Raw genomic sequence first — 15,947 nt, forward strand, 5'->3', positions numbered from 1 at the left:
CCGCCGGACCCGGCGCGGGTCGGGGCGGCGGCTCAGCCGGCGAGCTGGTCGCGGCGGCGGGTGAGGTAGGCCCGCTCCGCGGGGTTGCCGGCGAGACCGATGGCCCGGTCGTACGCCGCCCGCGACTCGCCGCCGCGCCCGAGTCGCCGCAGCAGGTCGGCGCGCGCGGCGTGGAAGGCGTGGTAGCCGTCGAGGGCCTCGGCGAGCCGGTCGATCTCGGCGAGCCCGACCCCGGGGCCGTCGACCTCGGCGATCGCGACCGCCCGGTTGAGCCACACGATCGGCGAGGGGTCGAGCAGCACCAGGCGGCCGTACAGGGCGACGACGGTGGACCAGTCGGTGTCTCCGGCGGACGGGGCATTCGTGTGGACCGTGTTGATGGCGGCCAGCAGCTGGTAGCGCCCGGGCGGGTCGCCGCCGGTGGCCACCGCCTCGACCCGCTCGCGGACCAGGGAGTCGCCCTCGGCGATGAGGGCGCGGTCCCACGCGCCACGGTCCTGTTCGCCGAGGGTCACCAGCTCCCCGGTGCCCGACACGCGCGCCGGCCGCCGGGCGTCGGTGAGGAGCATCAGGGCGAGCAGGCCGGCCACCTCGCCGTCGTCCGGCAGGAGGGTTCGGAGCAGGCGGCCGAGGCGGATCGCCTCGTCGGTGAGGTCGACGCGCACCGGGTCGTCCCCCTCGCTGGCGAGATAGCCCTCGTTGAAGACGAGGTAGACGACCGCGAGCACACCGGCGAGCCGCTCACGGACGTCGTCGGCCGAGGGCACCCGGTAGGGAATGTGCGCCGCCTTGATCTTTGCCTTGGCACGGGTGATCCGTCGCGCCATCGTGGTCTCCTGCACCAGGAAGGCGCGGGCGATCTCGGGGACGGTCAGGCCGCCGAGCAGGCGCAGGGTGAGCGCCACCCGGGCCTCCATCGCGAGCGCGGGGTGGCAGCAGGTGAAGATCAGTCGGAGCCGGTCGTCCCCGACCGGGCCGGTGGGCTCGGCAGGGGTGTCGTCGTACACCATCCGGGCCGCCTGGTGTCTGGCGTCGCGCTGTGATTCGCGACGGAGCCGGTCGATCGCCCTGCGGGTCGCGGTGGTGGCGAGCCAACCACCGGGATTCAGCGGTACGCCCTCGCGCGGCCACCGCTCCGCGGCCGCCACGAACGCCTCGGCCGTCGCGTCCTCGGCGACGTCGAGGTCGCCGAAACGGCGCGCGAGGCCGGCGACCACCCGCGCCCACTCCTCGTGGTGGACACGGGTGATCGCCTGCTCGACATGCCCGTCCCGCTTCAGCCTGTCGGTGCAGGCGTCGGTGCGGGCGAACGCCTGCGGCAGGGACCCCCGGGACGGGTGGTCGCCGCACCCGGTGCCCTCGACCGGTTCGTAGACGGACAGCAGGTACCTGGGCACCGCGCTCACCTCGCCCCGTCACCTCGGAACCGGTGCAGCTCCTGCGGCCAGTCGAGCGCGGTCGCGAGCCGGCCGGCCCAGTATCGCGCCGCCTCGTCGTCGGGCACCTCCACGACGGCGAAACCGCCGAGGTGCTCCTTGGTCTCGACGTACGGGCCGTCGGTGAAGACGGGCTTGCCGTCGACCGGCACGACACCGCACACCGCGGTGGACCGGTCGAGCCCGCCGTTGCTGAAGATCAGGACGCCCGCGGCCCGCATCTCCTCGATCACGGCCCAGCCGGCCACGCTCTTCGCGCGCACCTCCTCCGCCGTGTGGGGAGGCACCCACTCGTCGTTGAAGGCGATCAGGTACTCCGTCATGGTCGTCTCCTATCAGTTCCCGACGAGGGCCTTGCCCGACTCCTCGCGTCCGGCGGCCCGGCCGACCGCCGCACACTGGTTCCACGAACGGCCACGCCCCGATACGACACCATCCCGGGGTCAGGTCCGGGGCGCAGCCGCCGCACGGTCGGCCCGAGGGGCCAGCGCAGATCAGGGTCGTATCGGGTGCCCGTTCGTGCCCACGGGCAGCGTCGTGGCGCCGACGAGCGCCGTCCGGGATAGCCTTGGCGCATATGGCTACCTATCGCAGCGCCTCAGTGCTCCTTTCCTCCGACGGCACCCGGACCCCCGGCACCGCCGCACTCTTCGCCGAGCCCGCCCGCAGGGGTGGGACCCCGCCGTGGGCAGGCGACTTCCGACCCGCCAACAGCGCCGGCAACGGCCCCAAGAACGCGGTCGGGAAGACCTTCACGTTGGAGCTGCCCGACGGCAGCACCGGCAAGGTCGTGGTCCAGGGTCTCAAGAGTGGGAAGGGCGGCGTCGTGCTGGCGTTGATGGGCGAGGACGCACCCCCCTTCTGATCGAGGACTGGTCGCACCGCGCGCCACCGGCTGGAGACGGCCGGTGGCGCGCGGTGCGCAGCAGAGCCGGTGGCGGCTCGGCCCCAGGCTGCCGGACGCCTACGGAATGGCCTGGTCGGCGACGGTCCACCGACCAGGGCCACCGGTCAGCGGCGGCCGGTGGCCAGGGCGACGAGGTACTGGCCGCCGCCCTCGTCGACGCTCGCGGTCACCGGCAGTCCGGGCACCAGCCGGGAGAACCGGTCGACCAGCCAGTCCGCCGCCTCCTGGGCGTCCTTCCTGCTCGGACAGCGGGCGACCAACTCGCGCCCGCCCTTGCGTTCGAGTCGCTCCGCGACGGTGATCAGTGGCGCGGGCTCCACCACGTGCAGATGGTCCGGCCAGGCGATGACCACCTTCACCGCGCCCTTGCGGGTGTTGCAGGCCCGGTGTGCGAGTCGCTCGGCGACCTTGGCCTTCCTGTCTGCCGTGCGGCTGTCGACGCTGGGACCACGCGGGTCGTTCACCGACATGTCGGCGTCGACCGGCTCGTCGCACACCCAGCATCGCCAACCGTCGCGCCTCGCGACGTCATCGAGGAGACTCATCCCAGCAAAGTAGCCTGTCAGCCTCCGGCCCGACGACAGGCACGGCGGCGGCGGGCGGACGACAGGCGACGGTCGCGGGCGTCGGCGGATTCACCGGTCGTCGCGTACTGCCCGGGCGATGTCCTGCCGCAGCAGTGCTGCCTCCTCGTCGGGGCCGCACAGCAGCAACACCTTGAACGGGACGCCCTCGCCATCGGACCGGCCGAGCGGGTTGGCCCAGTGCCGGACGGCCCGAGAGAGGATCCGGAACAGGGTGTGCCGATCCTCGGCACTGCTCGCCAGCAACCGGGGCGCGTTCTCGACGACGACCAGGTACCCGTCAGCGGGCAACCAGTTCAGATCGCGGAGGCAGTCGGACAGGGCCGCCCAGTTCCAGCCGAAGTAACTGGGGAAGAGCAGCGCGTCCGAGAATTCGCGCAGGGCATCGTCCGCATCTGTCATCGTCGTCGCGTCAAGGCGGGCGACAACGAATCTGCCGGCGGCCGGCAGCACCGCCGCCAGCTCCACCAGGGCGCTGCGCGAGCAGACCGCGATCTGCTCAGCGGAGCGGTGCCACCAGTCGTCTGTCATCCAGCCCCACCACGGTCGAGGTAGTCGGCGGGCACCCAGGCCCGTCCGGATCCGCCCCACGATACGGTGCGACCCGTGCCGCCCCGGCCTCGCCAACAGTCCGTTGATCTTCCTCGATGTGGACGGGACGCTCACCGCGGTGGCGAGCATCGCCTGACCCGCGTCCCTATCGCTGCGCTTCGAAGTGCTCCTTCATCGCGGGGTAGTAGTCGTCGAAGTTCGGCGCCGGCTGGCCATCGCGCGAGGCTGCCAACGCGTCCAGGTAGTACTCCCAGCCCGGTCCGACCTCGCCGACGCCCTCCGTGCCGGTCAAGTGCTGCGTGAACCGGAGCTCGGTGACGCCCGCACTCTCGACCAGCACCAGGTCCAGATGCCAGCCGCCGTGCTCGTCCACCGCGGTCACCGCCAGCCGGTGCGGCGCTTCGCACGCGTCGATGGTCATGTCCATCCAGGGCCCGCCCTCCTCGTACGCCATCTGGACCTTGATCGTGCGTCCCGGTGCGGCGTCGCCCTGCCACGGGCCGAACCAGCGTGCCGTGCGCGCCGGATCGGTGAGGCTGGCCCAGACGTCAGCCATCGGAGCGCGGAACGTGCGGGTCAGCACCAGGTCGTCGCCGATCAGTCGGCCGGTGGGTGTCGGGCTCATGCGGTCTCCTTCTGGGATGGGTGCCGCCCGGCGGCCGTCTGCCGATCGCGGCGGGCGCGGTGGACCTCGGTCTCCAGCGCATCGAGGCGATGCTGCCAGCCGGACGGGCGCGTCAGTCGTCCCAGCCACCCGGCCAGCTCGTCGAGCGGCGCGGCGACCAGGGTGTAGAGACGCCTGCGTCCGTCGGCCGTGCCGCGTACCAGGCCGGCCTCGCGTAACACGCGCAGGTGACGGCTGACGGCCGGCCGGCTGATCACGAACCGGTCGGCGATCTGGCCGGCCGAGAGCGCTTCGTCGCGCAGCATCAGCAGGATCTCCCGCCGAACCGGATCGGCGATCGCGCCCGCCACCTCGTCCACGCTGGAAGCGTAACCAGATGGTTACGTTTTTGGCAACGTCGCGGTGCCGGTAGGGTCGGCGGGTGAGCAGATCCTCCGGACGCGCCGCGAACTTCCGCACCCTGTACCACGGGCAGGCCACAGTTGGCGCCGTGACGGGTTACGGACTGTTCCTGATTCGCAGATCAGGCTCATGGGCGCGGCACTGGTCGTCGATCAATGCGGGAAGGCGGCCCGTCCCGCCACCACCGCTGGTGGATCTCGCACACGAGACAGTCATCATGCTCTCGGTAGGGACCCGCCCCGTGCTGGGCTACGACGTCACGATCGAGGACGTGACCGTGCGGGAGACGACCCTGGTCGTGACCGGCGTCGAGAGGCGCCCCGTGGGCGGCGTGGCACTGGACACGGCATGTTCACCGGTGCACGTGGTGGCGGCGCGATTCGGACCCCAGACCTTTGCGGACATGCTGCTGAACCTGCGCATCAAGCCTGCTGAAACCGCCGGGTCCAGCTGATGCGCATCCGCGAGCTCCAGGAGCCGGACTGGGCCCAGGTGTGGCCGATCGTCCACGAGGTCGTCCGGGCACGGGAGACCTTCCCCTACGACCCGGAGCTGACCGCCGAGCAGGCGTACGACATGTGGGTGGAGGCCGCGCCCGGCCGCACGGTGGTCGCGGTCGACGGCGACGCGGTGCTGGGCACCGCGAAGATGGGCACCAACCGCCCCGGGCCGGGCTCGCACGTCGCCACCGCGAGCTTCATGGTGGCCCGCGCGGCGCGCGGACGCGGCGTGGGCACCGCGCTGTGCCGGCACGCCGTCGACTGGGCCCGCGAGCGGGGGTACGCCGGGATGCAGTTCAACGCCGTGGTGGCGAGCAACGCCACCGCCGTGGAGCTGTACCGGCGCGAGGGGTTCGCCGTGGTGGGCACCGTGCCCGGCGCGTTCCGCCATCCCACCCTCGGCCGGGTGGGCCTGCACGTCATGTACCGGGAGTTCTGACCGACGCGACCGACGCGCGGCGGTGTCGGTCAGGCGGCGGCCTTGACGGTGGCCTCGGCGCGCAGGTCCTCCTCCGAGGCGCCCCGGCGCCAGTAGCCGGAGAAGGTGACGTGGCGGCGGTCCAGACCGCGCTCGCCGACGAGGTGGCGGCGCACCGAGCGCACCATCGACGACTCGCCGGCGATCCAGGCGTACGGGGTGGCGCTCGGCAGCCGGGTGGCGCGCACCGCGTCCGCCAGCAGGGTGCTGCCGGGGGCGGTGCCGCCCCGCACGATCCAGCGCACCTCGGCCCGCGCCCCGGTGGGCAGCTCCTGGATGTCGGCCGCGTCGGGGACCTCGATCCAGGCCCGCACCGGGGTGCCGGGCGGCAGCCAGGCCAGGATCCCGGCGGCGGCCGGCAGCCCGGTCTCGTCGGCCACCAGCAGGACCGAGTCGGTGCCGACCGGCGGTCGGAAGCAGACGCTGCGGTTGTCGTGCACGGCGGGGCCGAGCAGCACCACCCGGTCGCCTGGCAGGGCGTGCCGCGCCCAGCGGGAGGCGGGGCCGGTGTCGCCGTGGCTGACGAAGTCGATGTCGACCTCGGCCGACTCGGGGCGCTGCTCCCGGATGGTGTAGGACCGCATCACCGCGCGCACGTCGGGGTCCATCGCCCGGTAGGCGCCGAACCAGTCCTCCCCCGCCTCGACGGGGAGCACCGGCTCGGGCTGGCCGGGGTGCGGCAGGAACAGCGAGACGCTCTGGTCCCGGCCGCCGCCGGCGAAGGCGGTCAGCTCCGGCCCGCCGAAGGTGACCCGGACCAGGGAGGCGCCGACGCGGCGGGCGCCGACGACCCGCGCGGCGAAGAGGCGGTACTGCACGGCGACGGCGGTGGTCACGACGTCACCTTCTTCGCGCCCTTGATGGCGCTGGCCAGGTTCTCCAGCAGCGGCGCGGCGCCGGCGTACGAGAAGCGGGGCACCGCGTCCCAGGCGGCGACCTGGTTGGCCTCGACCGCCGGCAACTGCTGCCAGGTCGGCTTGGCGGCCAGGTCCTTGGGCTGAAGGGCGGTGCTGCGGTTGTCGAGCAGGAGCAGGTCGGCCGGGAACTTGCCCGCGTTCTCCCAGCTCAACGCCTCGAAGTAGTCGCCGGCCTCCAGTTTGGTGGGGACGACGATGTCGACGCCCAGCTCGGCGAAGTACATCAGGTCGGTGCTGACCTTGGGGTTGGAGGCGTAGAACAGGTCGGGGCTGCCGGAGCAGGCGAGCACCTTGATGCCCGGGTTCGCCTTGACCGCCTGGCGGACCGACTCGGCGGCGGCCTCGAAGCGGGCCTTGGCGTCGGTGACCTTCCTGGCGGACAGGTCGGCGCCGAGGGACTCGGCGAGCTGCGCGTACCGCTCGATCGGCTTGGTCATCGGCACCCGGGCGGTGGTGACGGTGACGGTGGGGGCGAGCGGGAGGATCTTGCTCTTGCTCTCGTCCGGCACGTACCAGAAGGCGCCCGGGTCGTACATGTGGGTGACGAGCAGCTCGGGCCGCAGGGCGGCGTACTTCTCCAGGTTGAACTCGCCCCAGACGTTGCCGAGGATCTCCACGGACTCGACGTCGAGGTCGCCCGCCTGCGGGTCCTTGCTGCCGTCGGGGCGCTTCGTCTCGCCGAACACCCCGACGATCTGCTTGTCGAGCCCGAAGTCGACCAGCGCGGCGGCGACCCCCGTGAAGGCGACGACCCGCGTCGGCCGGGCGGGGGCGCTCACCTTCTCGTTGCGGTCGTCGGTGAACGACCACGGCCCGTCGGAGCCCCTGGCGGCGGGGGTGGCGGAGTCGTCATCCCCACCGCAGCCGGCGAGCAGCGCTGCCAGGGTGGCGGCGCCACCGGCGGCGAGCAGGCCCCGGCGGGAGAGGCGGCGGGCGGACACGGGATGCGGCATGGCGGCGTCTTTCGATCGGGGTCGGGCGAATGACCATGGACAGCGGGGTTAGGTTAACCTAACCTAAACGGCTGTCAAGTCCCGTACGGAAATCCGCACCTCATCGGAGCCCACACTGTCCGCCACCCTCTCCCCCCGCGTCGGAGCCCCGCCGGCGCCGCCGACCGTACGCCGGCCCGGCCGGGCCGCGCTCCGGTCCGCCGGGCTCGCGGCGTCGGTGCTGCTGCTCGCGGCCGTCGCCGTGCTCAGCATCGCCGTGGGCGCCAAGCCGCTCCCCCTCACCGACGTGTGGCAGGGGCTGCTGCACCACGACGCCGCCGAGTACGCGGTCGTGCACCGCATGCGGCTGCCGCGTACGCTGCTCGGCCTGCTCGCCGGGGCGGCGCTCGGCGTCGCCGGGGCGGTGATGCAGGCGCTGACCCGCAACCCGCTCGCCGATCCCGGCCTGCTCGGCATCAACGCCGGCGCCTCGGCGGCGGTGGCCACCGGGGCGCTGCTGTTCGGCATCGGCGGCGTCGGCGGACAGGTGTGGTTCGCGCTGCTCGGCGCGGCGGCCGTGACCGCCGCCGTGTACGCCGTCGGCGGCGGGCGCGGGGCGACCCCCGCCCGGCTGGCCCTGGCCGGCGCGGCGCTCAACGCCACCCTCTACTCGTACGTGAGCGCGGTCATGCTGGTGGACACGGCCTCGCTGGAGCGGCTGCGGTTCTGGACGGTCGGCTCGCTGGCCAGCGCCGAGCCGTCGACCGTACGCACCGTCGCACCGTTCATGGCGGTGGGCCTGCTGGTCGCCCTGGCCGTCGCGCGCCCCCTCAACGCCCTCGCGCTCGGCGACGACGCGGCGCGCGCACTCGGCGCCCGTCCCGCCCTGGTCCGGGGCGCGGTCATCGTCGCGATCACGCTGCTCTGCGGCGCCGCCACCGCCGCCTGCGGGCCGATCGTCTTCGTCGGGCTGCTGGTGCCGCACCTGGTGCGCGCGCTCACCGGGCCGGACCTGCGCTGGCTGCTGCCGTACTGCGCGGTGCTGGCGCCCGTGCTGCTGCTCGGCGCCGACGTGCTGGGCCGGGTGCTGAGCCGTCCGGGCGAGCTCCAGGTCGGGCTGGTCACCGCCGTGGCGGGCGGGCCGCTCTTCCTCTGGCTGGTGCTGCGCGGGCGGGTGGCCCACCCGTGATCACCCTACGTGCTCGCGGCGGCCTCTCCCTGCGGCTGCGTCCCCGCGCCATCGCCGTCGGCGTCACCTGCGTGCTGCTGGCCCTGGCGCTGAGCGTGCTCGCCATCGGCAGCGGCGACTACCCGATGAGTTCGGCCGACGTGCTGCGTACCCTCACCGGCCAGGGCACCCCGGCCGAGGAGTTCATCGTCACCGAGCTGCGGCTGCCCCGGGTGGTCACCGCGCTCTGCGTCGGCGCCGCGCTGGCGTTGGCCGGCGCCGTCTTCCAGTCGCTGGTACGCAACCCGCTGGGCAGCCCCGACATGCTCGGCTTCACCCAGGGCGCGGCGACCGGCGCGCTCGTCGTCGTGGTGCTCGGCGGCAGCAGCCTGGCGCTGGCCTCCTCGGCGGTGGTCGGCGGGCTGGTCACCGGCGCGCTGGTCTACGGGCTGTCCTGGCGTCGCGGCGTGCACGGCTACCGGCTGATCCTGGTCGGCATCGGCACCATGGCGATCCTCACCGGGGTCAACGGCTGGCTGCTCACCCGGGCCCCGCTGATGGACGCCGCCCGCGCCGTGCTCTGGCTCACCGGCAGTCTCGACGGGCGCGGCTGGTCGAACGCGCTGCCGCTGCTGATCGCGCTGGCGGTGCTGGTGCCGCTCATGCTGGCCGGCTACGGGCCGGCGATGCGGCTGGTCGAGATGGGCGACGACACCGCCGCCGCCCTCGGCGTACGCGTGGAGCGGATGCGCCTGGTCGTACTCGCGGCGGCGGTGCTGCTGGTCTCCCTCGCGGCGGCCGCCGCGGGGCCGGTGAACTTCGTGGCCCTCACCGCGCCGCACCTGGCGCGGCGGCTGACCCGGGCCCCGGGGCCGAACCTGCTGCCCTCGGCGGCCGTCGGGGCGGTCCTCCTGGTCGGCGCCGACCAGCTCGCCCTGCGGGCCTTCCCCGGGCACCAGCTGCCGGTCGGCGTGGTGACCGGCGTGCTCGGCGGCGCCTACCTGGTCTGGCTGCTGGCCACCGAACGCCGGGCCGGCCGGCTGTGACCGGGCCCGGCCGTCCGGCCACCCACGACGAGAACGGAGCACCGAGCATGCAGTCCCGGCTGAGCGGCACCGCGATGACCCTCGCCTACGAGCGGCGGACCATTGCGCAGGATCTGAGCGTCGCCGTGCCCGACCGGTCGTTCACGGTCATCATCGGTCCCAACGCCTGCGGCAAGTCGACCCTGCTGCGGGCCCTGTCCCGGCTGCTGAAGCCGGCCGCCGGGGTGGTGCTGCTCGACGGCGAGGACATCCACCGGCTGCCGGCGCGGGGCGTCGCGCGCACCCTCGGCCTGCTGCCGCAGACGTCCGTCGCGCCGGACGGCATCGGCGTCGCCGAACTCGTCGCCCGCGGCCGATACCCGCACCAGGGGCTGCTGCGACAGTGGTCGCGCGAGGACGAGCGGGTGGTCGTCCAGTCGATGGCCGCCACGGGCGTCGCCGACCTGGCCGACCGGCCCGTCGACGAGCTCTCCGGCGGGCAGCGGCAGCGGGTGTGGATCGCGATGGCGCTGGCCCAGCAGACCCCCCTGCTGCTGCTCGACGAGCCGACCACCTACCTGGACATCGCCCACCAGATCGAGGTCCTCGACCTCTGCGCCCGGCTGCACGAGGAGCAGGGCCGCACGCTGGTGGCGGTGCTGCACGACCTCAACCACGCCGCCCGCTACGCGACGCACCTCATCGCGATGCGCGAGGGGCGGGTGGTCGCCGCCGGCACGCCCCGCGAGGTGGTCACCGCCGAGCTGGTCGGGGAGGTCTTCGGCCTGCCCTGCCGCGTGATCGACGACCCGGAGTCCGGCACCCCCCTGGTGATCCCCGCCGCCCGCCGCCGGGCCGCCGCGAGCGCCCCGACCGTCGCCGTCGCCGGCGGATGACGGGCGGGCACGCCGTCGGCCGGAGTCGCCGCCCGGCCGGCGCCGCGCCGGGAGCCGACCTCCTCGCGCATCGACCGGAATCACCGTACGGTGGCACACGATGCGTGATCTCGCCAGCACCTACCGCCAGGACGTCGACGGCTTCGGCCGGGTGACGATCCGCCCCGTCGACCCCGACACCGACACCGACACCGACCTGATCCACTCCTGGGTCAGCCAGGAACGCGCCCGGTTCTGGGGCATGCGCGACGCCGGCCGGGAGCGCGTCGGGGAGATCTACCGCCACCTCGACTCGCTGCCCACCCACCACGCCTGGCTGACGCACCGCGACGGCACGCCGGTCGCCCTGTTCCAGACCTACGAGCCGGCCGCCGACCCGGTCGGCGGGTGCTACCCGGTCCAGCCCGGTGACCACGGGGCCCACCTGCTGATCGGCCCGCCCGACGCGGCCGAGCGGGGTTTCACGGGCACCCTGTTGCGGGTGTTCCTCGACTTCGTCTTCGCCGACCCGCGACACCGGCGCGTCGTGATGGAGCCGGACGCGCGCAACGAGAAGGCGGTGGCCCGGCTCCTGCGCACCGGCTTCGTCGCCGGGCCGCTGGTCGAGGTGCACGGCAAGCGGGCCCGGCTGCTCTTCCTCGACCGGGAGACGTTCGAGGCCGGCCGGCCCTGAGCCCGGCACGACCCACCGTTTCCGCGCGCGAGCGGCCGGCGACGTGAGCGGCACCTCCGGGCGGGCGCAGGGGCCCGGCCGCCCCGGCTGCCTCAGCCGTGCAGCCAGCGGTGGATGCACTGCAACAGGTCGGCGGCGTCGACCGGCTTCGTGACGTAGTCGCTGGCGCCCGAGGAGATGCTCTTCTCCCGGTCGCCGTGCATCGCCTTCGCCGTCACCGCGATGATCGGCAGGTCGGCGTAGCGGGGCATGGCACGGATCGCCGCCGTCGCGGCGTAGCCGTCCATCTCCGGCATCATCACGTCCATCAGCACGAGATCGATGTCGTCGTGGCGCATCAGCGTCTCGATGCCCTGCCGGCCGTTCTCCGCGTAGACCACGTCGAGCCCGTGCAGCTCCAGGATGTTGGTCAGCGCGAAGACGTTACGCGCGTCGTCGTCCACCACCAGCACCTTGCGGCCGGCCAGGTCGTCCGGCGGGGCGTCGACGGCGGGACGGACGTCGGGCAGCACCGGGGCGAACGGCAGCACCCGCTCCGGGGTCACCGCAGTCAGGTGCAGGGCGATGCGCTCACGCAGGTCGTCCAGGCTGCGCAGGACCTCCAGCGGCCGCTCGTGGGCCAGCGCCTGCAACAGGGCCTGCGAGCCGGGCGGCAGCGGATGGCCGTGGTACGCCAGCACGGGCACCCCGCGCAGCGCCGGATCGTCGTGCAGCGCCTTCAGCAGGCTCGTGCCGCCGTCGTCGGGCAGGTCGAGCTGGAGCACCAGGACGTGGTGCCGCCCGCCGGCGAGCGCCTCGAACGCCGAGGGCACGTCCACCGCGGTGGAGATCTCCACCGGCGGATGCGCGTCGCCCAGGTCCGCCGCGACGCCCTGCGCGAGCAGCGTCAGCAGCCCCTTGTCGTGGCGCTCCAGCACCAGCATCCGGCGCGCCTCGCCGGGTGAGAGGGTCACGGCCGGCGGCAGCGCGGCCGGCGGCGTCCAGGGCAGCGCGCCGGCGCGACCGGGCGCGGCGGATGCGCCGGCCGGGCGGTCGGCGGCGGCCGCGTCGGTGCGGTCGTCCGCAGCCGGTCCGTCGCCGCGCCCGGCGGGCACCGGCCCGACGGGCAGGTAGAGGGTGAACGTGCTGCCCCGGCCGAGCACGCTGTGCGCCTGGATGCGGCCGCCGAGCAGGTGGGCGATCTCCCGACTGATGGACAGCCCGAGGCCCGTGCCCCCGTACCGCCGGCTGGTCGTGCCGTCGGCCTGCTGGAAGGCGTCGAAGATGGCGGTCAGATGCTGCTCGGCGATGCCGATGCCGGTGTCGATCACCCGGAACGCGATGACGGCGTCCGGCTCGGCGAAGCCCTCGGGCAGCTCACCCGGCGTGGCCCGCTCGATGCGCAGCCGTACCCGCCCCTTCTCGGTGAACTTGACCGCGTTGGAGACCAGGTTGCGCAGCACCTGCCGCAGCCGCTGCTCGTCGGTGTGCAGCTCCGTCGGCACGCCCGGTCCGGTGCTGATCTCCAACTCCAGGCCCCGGGGGGTGGTCAGCGGCCGGAACGTGGCGTCGACGTAGTCGCGCAGCGCGGCCAGCTCGAAGGTCTCCGGGTTGATGTCCATCCGCCCGGCCTCCACCTTGGACAGGTCGAGGATGTCGTTGATGAGCTGGAGCAGATCGGTGCCGGCCGAGTGGATGACCGTGGCGTACTCGACCTGCTTGGCGGTCAGGTTGCGGTTCGGGTTCTGCGCGAGCAGCTGGGCGAGGATGAGCAACGAGTTCAGCGGCGTACGCAGCTCGTGGCTCATGTTGGCGAGGAACTCCGACTTGTACTTTGAGGCGAGCGCGAGCTGCTGGGCGCGGGCCTCCAGCTCCTGCCGGGCCTGCTCGATCTCGGAGTTCTTCGTCTCGATGTCGTGGTTCTGCCGGGCCAGCAGGGCCGCCTTGTCCTCCAGTTCGGCGTTGGAGCGCTGGAGTTCCTCCGAGCGGGCCTGCAACTCCTCCGAGCGGGCCCGCAACTCCGCGGCGAGGCGCTGCGACTCGGTGAGCAGCACGTCGGTGCGGGCGTTGGCGACGATGGTGTTGACGTTGACGCCGATGGTCTCGGTCAGCTGGTCGAGGAAGTCGCGCTGCACCTCGGTGAAGCGGCTCATGCTGGCCAGCTCGATGACGCCGAGCACCTGGTCCTCGAAGAGGATCGGCAGCACCACCAGGTGCAGTGGGGCGGCGGCGCCGAGGCTGGAGGAGACGGTGACGTAGCCGGCCGGCACGGCGTCCACCACGATGGCCCGCTTGCTCACCGCGGCCTGCCCGACGAGGGAGTCGCCGAGGGCGTACCGGCGGCCGGAGGTGTCGTGTCCGTACCCGCCCACCACCCGCAGGCCGGCCCGGTCCGGGCCGTCGTCGACCAGCAGGAACGTGCCGAGCTGCGCGGAGACCAGCGGGGCCAGCTCGTTCATCACCAGGCCGGCGACCACGTCCAGGTCGCGGTGGCCCTGCATGAGGCCGGCGATGCGCGCCAGGTTCGTCTTGAGCCAGTCCTGTTCCTGATTGGTACGGGTGGTCTCGCGCAGCGACTCCACCATCGAGTTGATGTTGTCCTTCAGCTCGCCGACCTCGCCGGGGGCGTCCACCGTGATGGAGCGGGTCAGGTCGCCGGTGGCCACGGCGCTGGTCACCTCGGCGATGGCACGCACCTGGCGGGTGAGGTTGCCGGCCAGCTCGTTGACGTTCTCGGTGAGCCGCTTCCAGGTGCCGGAGACGCCCTCGACCTCGGCCTGGCCGCCGAGGCGGCCCTCGCTGCCGACCTCCCGGGCCACCCGCGTCACCTCGGCCGCGAACGACGACAACTGGTCCACCATCGTGTTGATGGTGGTCTTGAGCTCCAGGATCTCCCCGCGCGCGTCCACGTCGATCTTCCTGGTCAGGTCGCCCTGGGCCACCGCCGTGGTCACCTGCGCGATGTTGCGCACCTGGCCGGTGAGGTTGTTCGCCATGGAGTTGACGTTGTCGGTCAGGTCCTTCCAGGTGCCCGCCACGTTCGGCACCCGGGCCTGGCCGCCGAGGCGGCCCTCGGTGCCGACCTCCCGGGCCACCCGCGTCACCTCGTCGGCGAAGGCGCCGAGCGTGCCGACCATCGTGTTGATGGTCTGGGCGAGCACGGCCACCTCGCCCTTGGCCTCCACGGTGATCTGCCGGCTCAGGTCGCCCTGGGCGACGGCGGTGGCGACCAGCGCGATCGAACGCACCTGGTTGGTGAGGTTGTTGGCCATCTCGTTGACGTTGTCGGTGAGGTCCTTCCAGGTGCCCGCCACGTTGGACACCCGGGCCTGGCCGCCGAGGCGGCCCTCGGTGCCGACCTCCCGGGCCACCCGCGTCACCTCGTCGGCGAACGCCGAGAGCTGGTCGACCATCGTGTTGATGGTCTCCTTCAACGCCAGGATCTCGCCGCGCGCGTCGACCCGGATCTTCTGGGTCAGGTCGCCCTTCGCCACGGCGGTGGTCACCTCGGCGATGCTGCGTACCTGGGCGGTGAGGTTGTCGGCCATGACGTTGACCGACTCGGTGAGGTCCTTCCAGGTGCCGGAGACGCCCTTGACGTCGGCCTGGCCGCCGAGGCGGCCCTCGGTGCCGACCTCCCGGGCCACCCGGGTCACCTCGTCGGCGAACGACGACAGCTGGTCCACCATCGTGTTGATGGTGTTCTTCAGCTCCAGGATCTCGCCGTGGGCGGTGACGGTGATCTTCTGCGACAGGTCACCCCGGGCCACCGCCGTGGCCACCTGCGCGATGCTGCGTACCTGGTCGGTGAGGTTGCCCGCCATCGAGTTCACCGAGTCGGTGAGGTCGCGCCAGGTGCCCGCGACGCCGCTGACCTGGGCCTGACCGCCGAGCCGCCCGTCGGTGCCCACCTCCCGGGCCACCCGCGTCACCTCGTCGGCGAACGACGACAGCTGGTCCACCATCGTGTTGATCGTGCTCTTGAGCTCCAGGATCTCGCCCCGGGCGTCGACGGTGATCTTCTGCGACAGGTCGCCCCGGGCCACGGCGGTGGTGACCTGGGCGATGTTGCGCACCTGGCTGGTCAGGTTGCCGGCCATGAAGTTCACCGAGTCGGTGAGGTCGCGCCAGGTGCCGGCCACCCCGGGCACCTCGGCCTGGCCGCCGAGGCGGCCCTCGCTGCCCACCTCCCGGGCCACCCGCGTCACCTCGTCGGCGAACGCCGACAGCTGGTCCACCATCGTGTTGATGGTGATCTTCAACTCCAGGATCTCGCCGCGCACGTCCACGGTGATCTTCTGCGACAGGTCGCCCCGGGCCACCGCCGTGGCCACCTCGGCGATGTCGCGGACCTGGTCGGTCAGGTTGCCCGCCATGGCGTTGACCGAGTCGGTGAGGTCCTTCCAGGTGCCCGACACCCCGGGCACCTCGGCCTGGCCGCCCAACTGTCCCTCCGTGCCCACCTCCCGGGCCACCCGGGTCACCTCCGAGGTGAACAGCGACAGTTGGTCCACCATGCCGTTGAAGACGGTGGCGATCTCCCCGAGCAGGCCGTCGGCGTCCTCCGGCAGGCGGGTGCCGAAGTCGCCGTCGCGTACCGCCGTCAGGCCGGCGAGCAGCTGCCGCAGCCCCGGGTCGGCCATCGCCGCGGCGCCACCGGCCGCGCGGTCGCGCCGCGTCCCCGTCTTCTCGACCACCACAACCACCTCGCGCAGCAGCCGGGGGTCCGCCCGCCGGCACAACATCGACCGCGCAAGTATGCACAGCCTGTCCGCCGCCCGCGCGCCCACCGCCACGCCGCGGCGCCCACCGCCCGGAGGGTGCGCCGCACCACGGTGACCAGCACGGTTACCGAAGGCCCGGCGCGGGTAGA

The 15,947-nt window shown here is 73.2% G+C and carries 16 protein-coding genes; 7 read left to right on the top strand and 9 right to left on the bottom strand.

From position 1 onward, the window contains the following. Positions 1-32 precede the first annotated feature (32 nt). Entirely contained in the window at positions 33-1,280 is a 1,248-nt protein-coding gene (locus KBX06_RS14955; RefSeq protein WP_210835198.1) for an RNA polymerase sigma factor, read from the bottom strand. A gap of 122 nt (positions 1,281-1,402) precedes the next feature. After that, on the bottom strand, positions 1,403-1,759 hold the full coding sequence (locus KBX06_RS14960; RefSeq protein ID WP_210835116.1) for a YciI family protein: 357 nt from the start codon (positions 1,757-1,759) through the stop codon (positions 1,403-1,405). A gap of 254 nt (positions 1,760-2,013) precedes the next feature. Between KBX06_RS14960 and KBX06_RS14965 the strand changes: the two genes are divergently transcribed. Further along, positions 2,014-2,301, top strand: coding sequence for a hypothetical protein (locus tag KBX06_RS14965; protein ID WP_231926050.1), 288 nt, complete (start codon positions 2,014-2,016; stop codon positions 2,299-2,301). A 146-nt stretch (positions 2,302-2,447) separates the two neighbouring features. Here the strand turns inward: KBX06_RS14965 and KBX06_RS14970 are convergent, their stop codons facing one another. The 4 genes from KBX06_RS14970 to KBX06_RS14985 form a co-directional block, all read right to left on the bottom strand. Beyond that, complete coding sequence (locus KBX06_RS14970; protein ID WP_210835117.1) at positions 2,448-2,888, bottom strand: hypothetical protein; 441 nt, start codon at positions 2,886-2,888, stop codon at positions 2,448-2,450. A 90-nt stretch (positions 2,889-2,978) separates the two neighbouring features. Beyond that, a complete protein-coding gene (locus KBX06_RS14975) occupies positions 2,979-3,458 on the bottom strand; it encodes a barstar family protein (RefSeq protein ID WP_210835118.1) in 480 nt (159 codons plus the stop codon). Between the two features lie 166 nt (positions 3,459-3,624). Then, positions 3,625-4,104 (bottom strand): SRPBCC family protein, encoded by a 480-nt coding sequence (locus KBX06_RS14980; protein WP_210835119.1) that lies wholly within the window; start codon positions 4,102-4,104, stop codon positions 3,625-3,627. Further along, on the bottom strand, positions 4,101-4,463 hold the full coding sequence (locus tag KBX06_RS14985) for a metalloregulator ArsR/SmtB family transcription factor (RefSeq protein ID WP_210835120.1): 363 nt from the start codon (positions 4,461-4,463) through the stop codon (positions 4,101-4,103). The genes KBX06_RS14980 and KBX06_RS14985 overlap by 4 nt, the downstream gene beginning before the upstream one ends. Positions 4,464-4,525: 62 nt before the next feature. On the opposite strand from KBX06_RS14985, the gene KBX06_RS14990 reads away from it, so the two are divergent. Beyond that, the gene (locus KBX06_RS14990; protein WP_210835121.1) at positions 4,526-4,960 is read left to right on the top strand and encodes a protease complex subunit PrcB family protein; all 435 of its coding nucleotides are present in this window, start codon (positions 4,526-4,528) and stop codon (positions 4,958-4,960) included. After that, positions 4,960-5,445, top strand: a complete 486-nt coding sequence (locus KBX06_RS14995; RefSeq protein ID WP_210835122.1) for a GNAT family N-acetyltransferase — start codon at positions 4,960-4,962, stop codon at positions 5,443-5,445. The genes KBX06_RS14990 and KBX06_RS14995 overlap by 1 nt, the downstream gene beginning before the upstream one ends. A 29-nt stretch (positions 5,446-5,474) precedes the next feature. On the opposite strand, the gene KBX06_RS15000 is transcribed toward KBX06_RS14995, so the two are convergent. Then, positions 5,475-6,320 (bottom strand): siderophore-interacting protein, encoded by an 846-nt coding sequence (locus KBX06_RS15000; RefSeq protein ID WP_210835123.1) that lies wholly within the window; start codon positions 6,318-6,320, stop codon positions 5,475-5,477. Beyond that, the gene (locus KBX06_RS15005) at positions 6,317-7,354 is read right to left on the bottom strand and encodes an ABC transporter substrate-binding protein (RefSeq protein ID WP_210835124.1); all 1,038 of its coding nucleotides are present in this window, start codon (positions 7,352-7,354) and stop codon (positions 6,317-6,319) included. The genes KBX06_RS15000 and KBX06_RS15005 overlap by 4 nt, the downstream gene beginning before the upstream one ends. Positions 7,355-7,445: 91 nt before the next feature. Here KBX06_RS15005 and KBX06_RS15010 point away from each other — a divergent pair, with 91 nt between their 5' ends. The 4 genes from KBX06_RS15010 to KBX06_RS15025 all read left to right on the top strand — a co-directional run bounded on the left by KBX06_RS15010 (position 7,446) and on the right by KBX06_RS15025 (position 11,095). Beyond that, positions 7,446-8,522 (top strand): iron ABC transporter permease, encoded by a 1,077-nt coding sequence (locus tag KBX06_RS15010; RefSeq protein WP_210835203.1) that lies wholly within the window; start codon positions 7,446-7,448, stop codon positions 8,520-8,522. Beyond that, on the top strand, positions 8,519-9,547 hold the full coding sequence (locus tag KBX06_RS15015) for an iron chelate uptake ABC transporter family permease subunit (RefSeq protein WP_210835125.1): 1,029 nt from the start codon (positions 8,519-8,521) through the stop codon (positions 9,545-9,547). The genes KBX06_RS15010 and KBX06_RS15015 overlap by 4 nt, the downstream gene beginning before the upstream one ends. Positions 9,548-9,594: 47 nt before the next feature. Further along, positions 9,595-10,422: an ABC transporter ATP-binding protein gene (locus KBX06_RS15020; RefSeq protein WP_210835126.1), complete on the top strand. Its 828-nt coding sequence runs from the start codon at positions 9,595-9,597 to the stop codon at positions 10,420-10,422. A gap of 100 nt (positions 10,423-10,522) precedes the next feature. Further along, complete coding sequence (locus KBX06_RS15025) at positions 10,523-11,095, top strand: GNAT family N-acetyltransferase (protein WP_210835127.1); 573 nt, start codon at positions 10,523-10,525, stop codon at positions 11,093-11,095. 92 nt (positions 11,096-11,187) lie between these two features. Here the strand turns inward: KBX06_RS15025 and KBX06_RS15030 are convergent, their stop codons facing one another. Continuing rightward, positions 11,188-15,717, bottom strand: coding sequence for a HAMP domain-containing protein (locus tag KBX06_RS15030; RefSeq protein ID WP_247685961.1), 4,530 nt, complete (start codon positions 15,715-15,717; stop codon positions 11,188-11,190). Positions 15,718-15,947: the final 230 nt, after the last annotated feature.

It is taken from the genome of Micromonospora sp. C31, from assembly GCF_018070575.1.
Lineage (GTDB): Bacteria > Actinomycetota > Actinomycetes > Mycobacteriales > Micromonosporaceae > Micromonospora.

What these genes read in the sequence shown, in the direction of transcription:
- KBX06_RS14975 (WP_210835118.1), bottom strand. Translation starts at nt 3,458, where the DNA reads ATGACAGACGACTGGTGGCACCGCTCCGCTGAGCAGATCGCGGTCTGC.
- KBX06_RS15030 (WP_247685961.1), bottom strand. Translation starts at nt 15,717, where the DNA reads ATGGCCGACCCGGGGCTGCGGCAGCTGCTCGCCGGCCTGACGGCGGTA.
- KBX06_RS14995 (WP_210835122.1), top strand. Translation starts at nt 4,960, where the DNA reads ATGCGCATCCGCGAGCTCCAGGAGCCGGACTGGGCCCAGGTGTGGCCG.
- KBX06_RS14970 (WP_210835117.1), bottom strand. Translation starts at nt 2,888, where the DNA reads ATGAGTCTCCTCGATGACGTCGCGAGGCGCGACGGTTGGCGATGCTGG.
- KBX06_RS15005 (WP_210835124.1), bottom strand. Translation starts at nt 7,354, where the DNA reads ATGCCGCATCCCGTGTCCGCCCGCCGCCTCTCCCGCCGGGGCCTGCTC.
- KBX06_RS14980 (WP_210835119.1), bottom strand. Translation starts at nt 4,104, where the DNA reads ATGAGCCCGACACCCACCGGCCGACTGATCGGCGACGACCTGGTGCTG.
- KBX06_RS15025 (WP_210835127.1), top strand. Translation starts at nt 10,523, where the DNA reads ATGCGTGATCTCGCCAGCACCTACCGCCAGGACGTCGACGGCTTCGGC.
- KBX06_RS14960 (WP_210835116.1), bottom strand. Translation starts at nt 1,759, where the DNA reads ATGACGGAGTACCTGATCGCCTTCAACGACGAGTGGGTGCCTCCCCAC.
- KBX06_RS15020 (WP_210835126.1), top strand. Translation starts at nt 9,595, where the DNA reads ATGCAGTCCCGGCTGAGCGGCACCGCGATGACCCTCGCCTACGAGCGG.
- KBX06_RS14965 (WP_231926050.1), top strand. Translation starts at nt 2,014, where the DNA reads ATGGCTACCTATCGCAGCGCCTCAGTGCTCCTTTCCTCCGACGGCACC.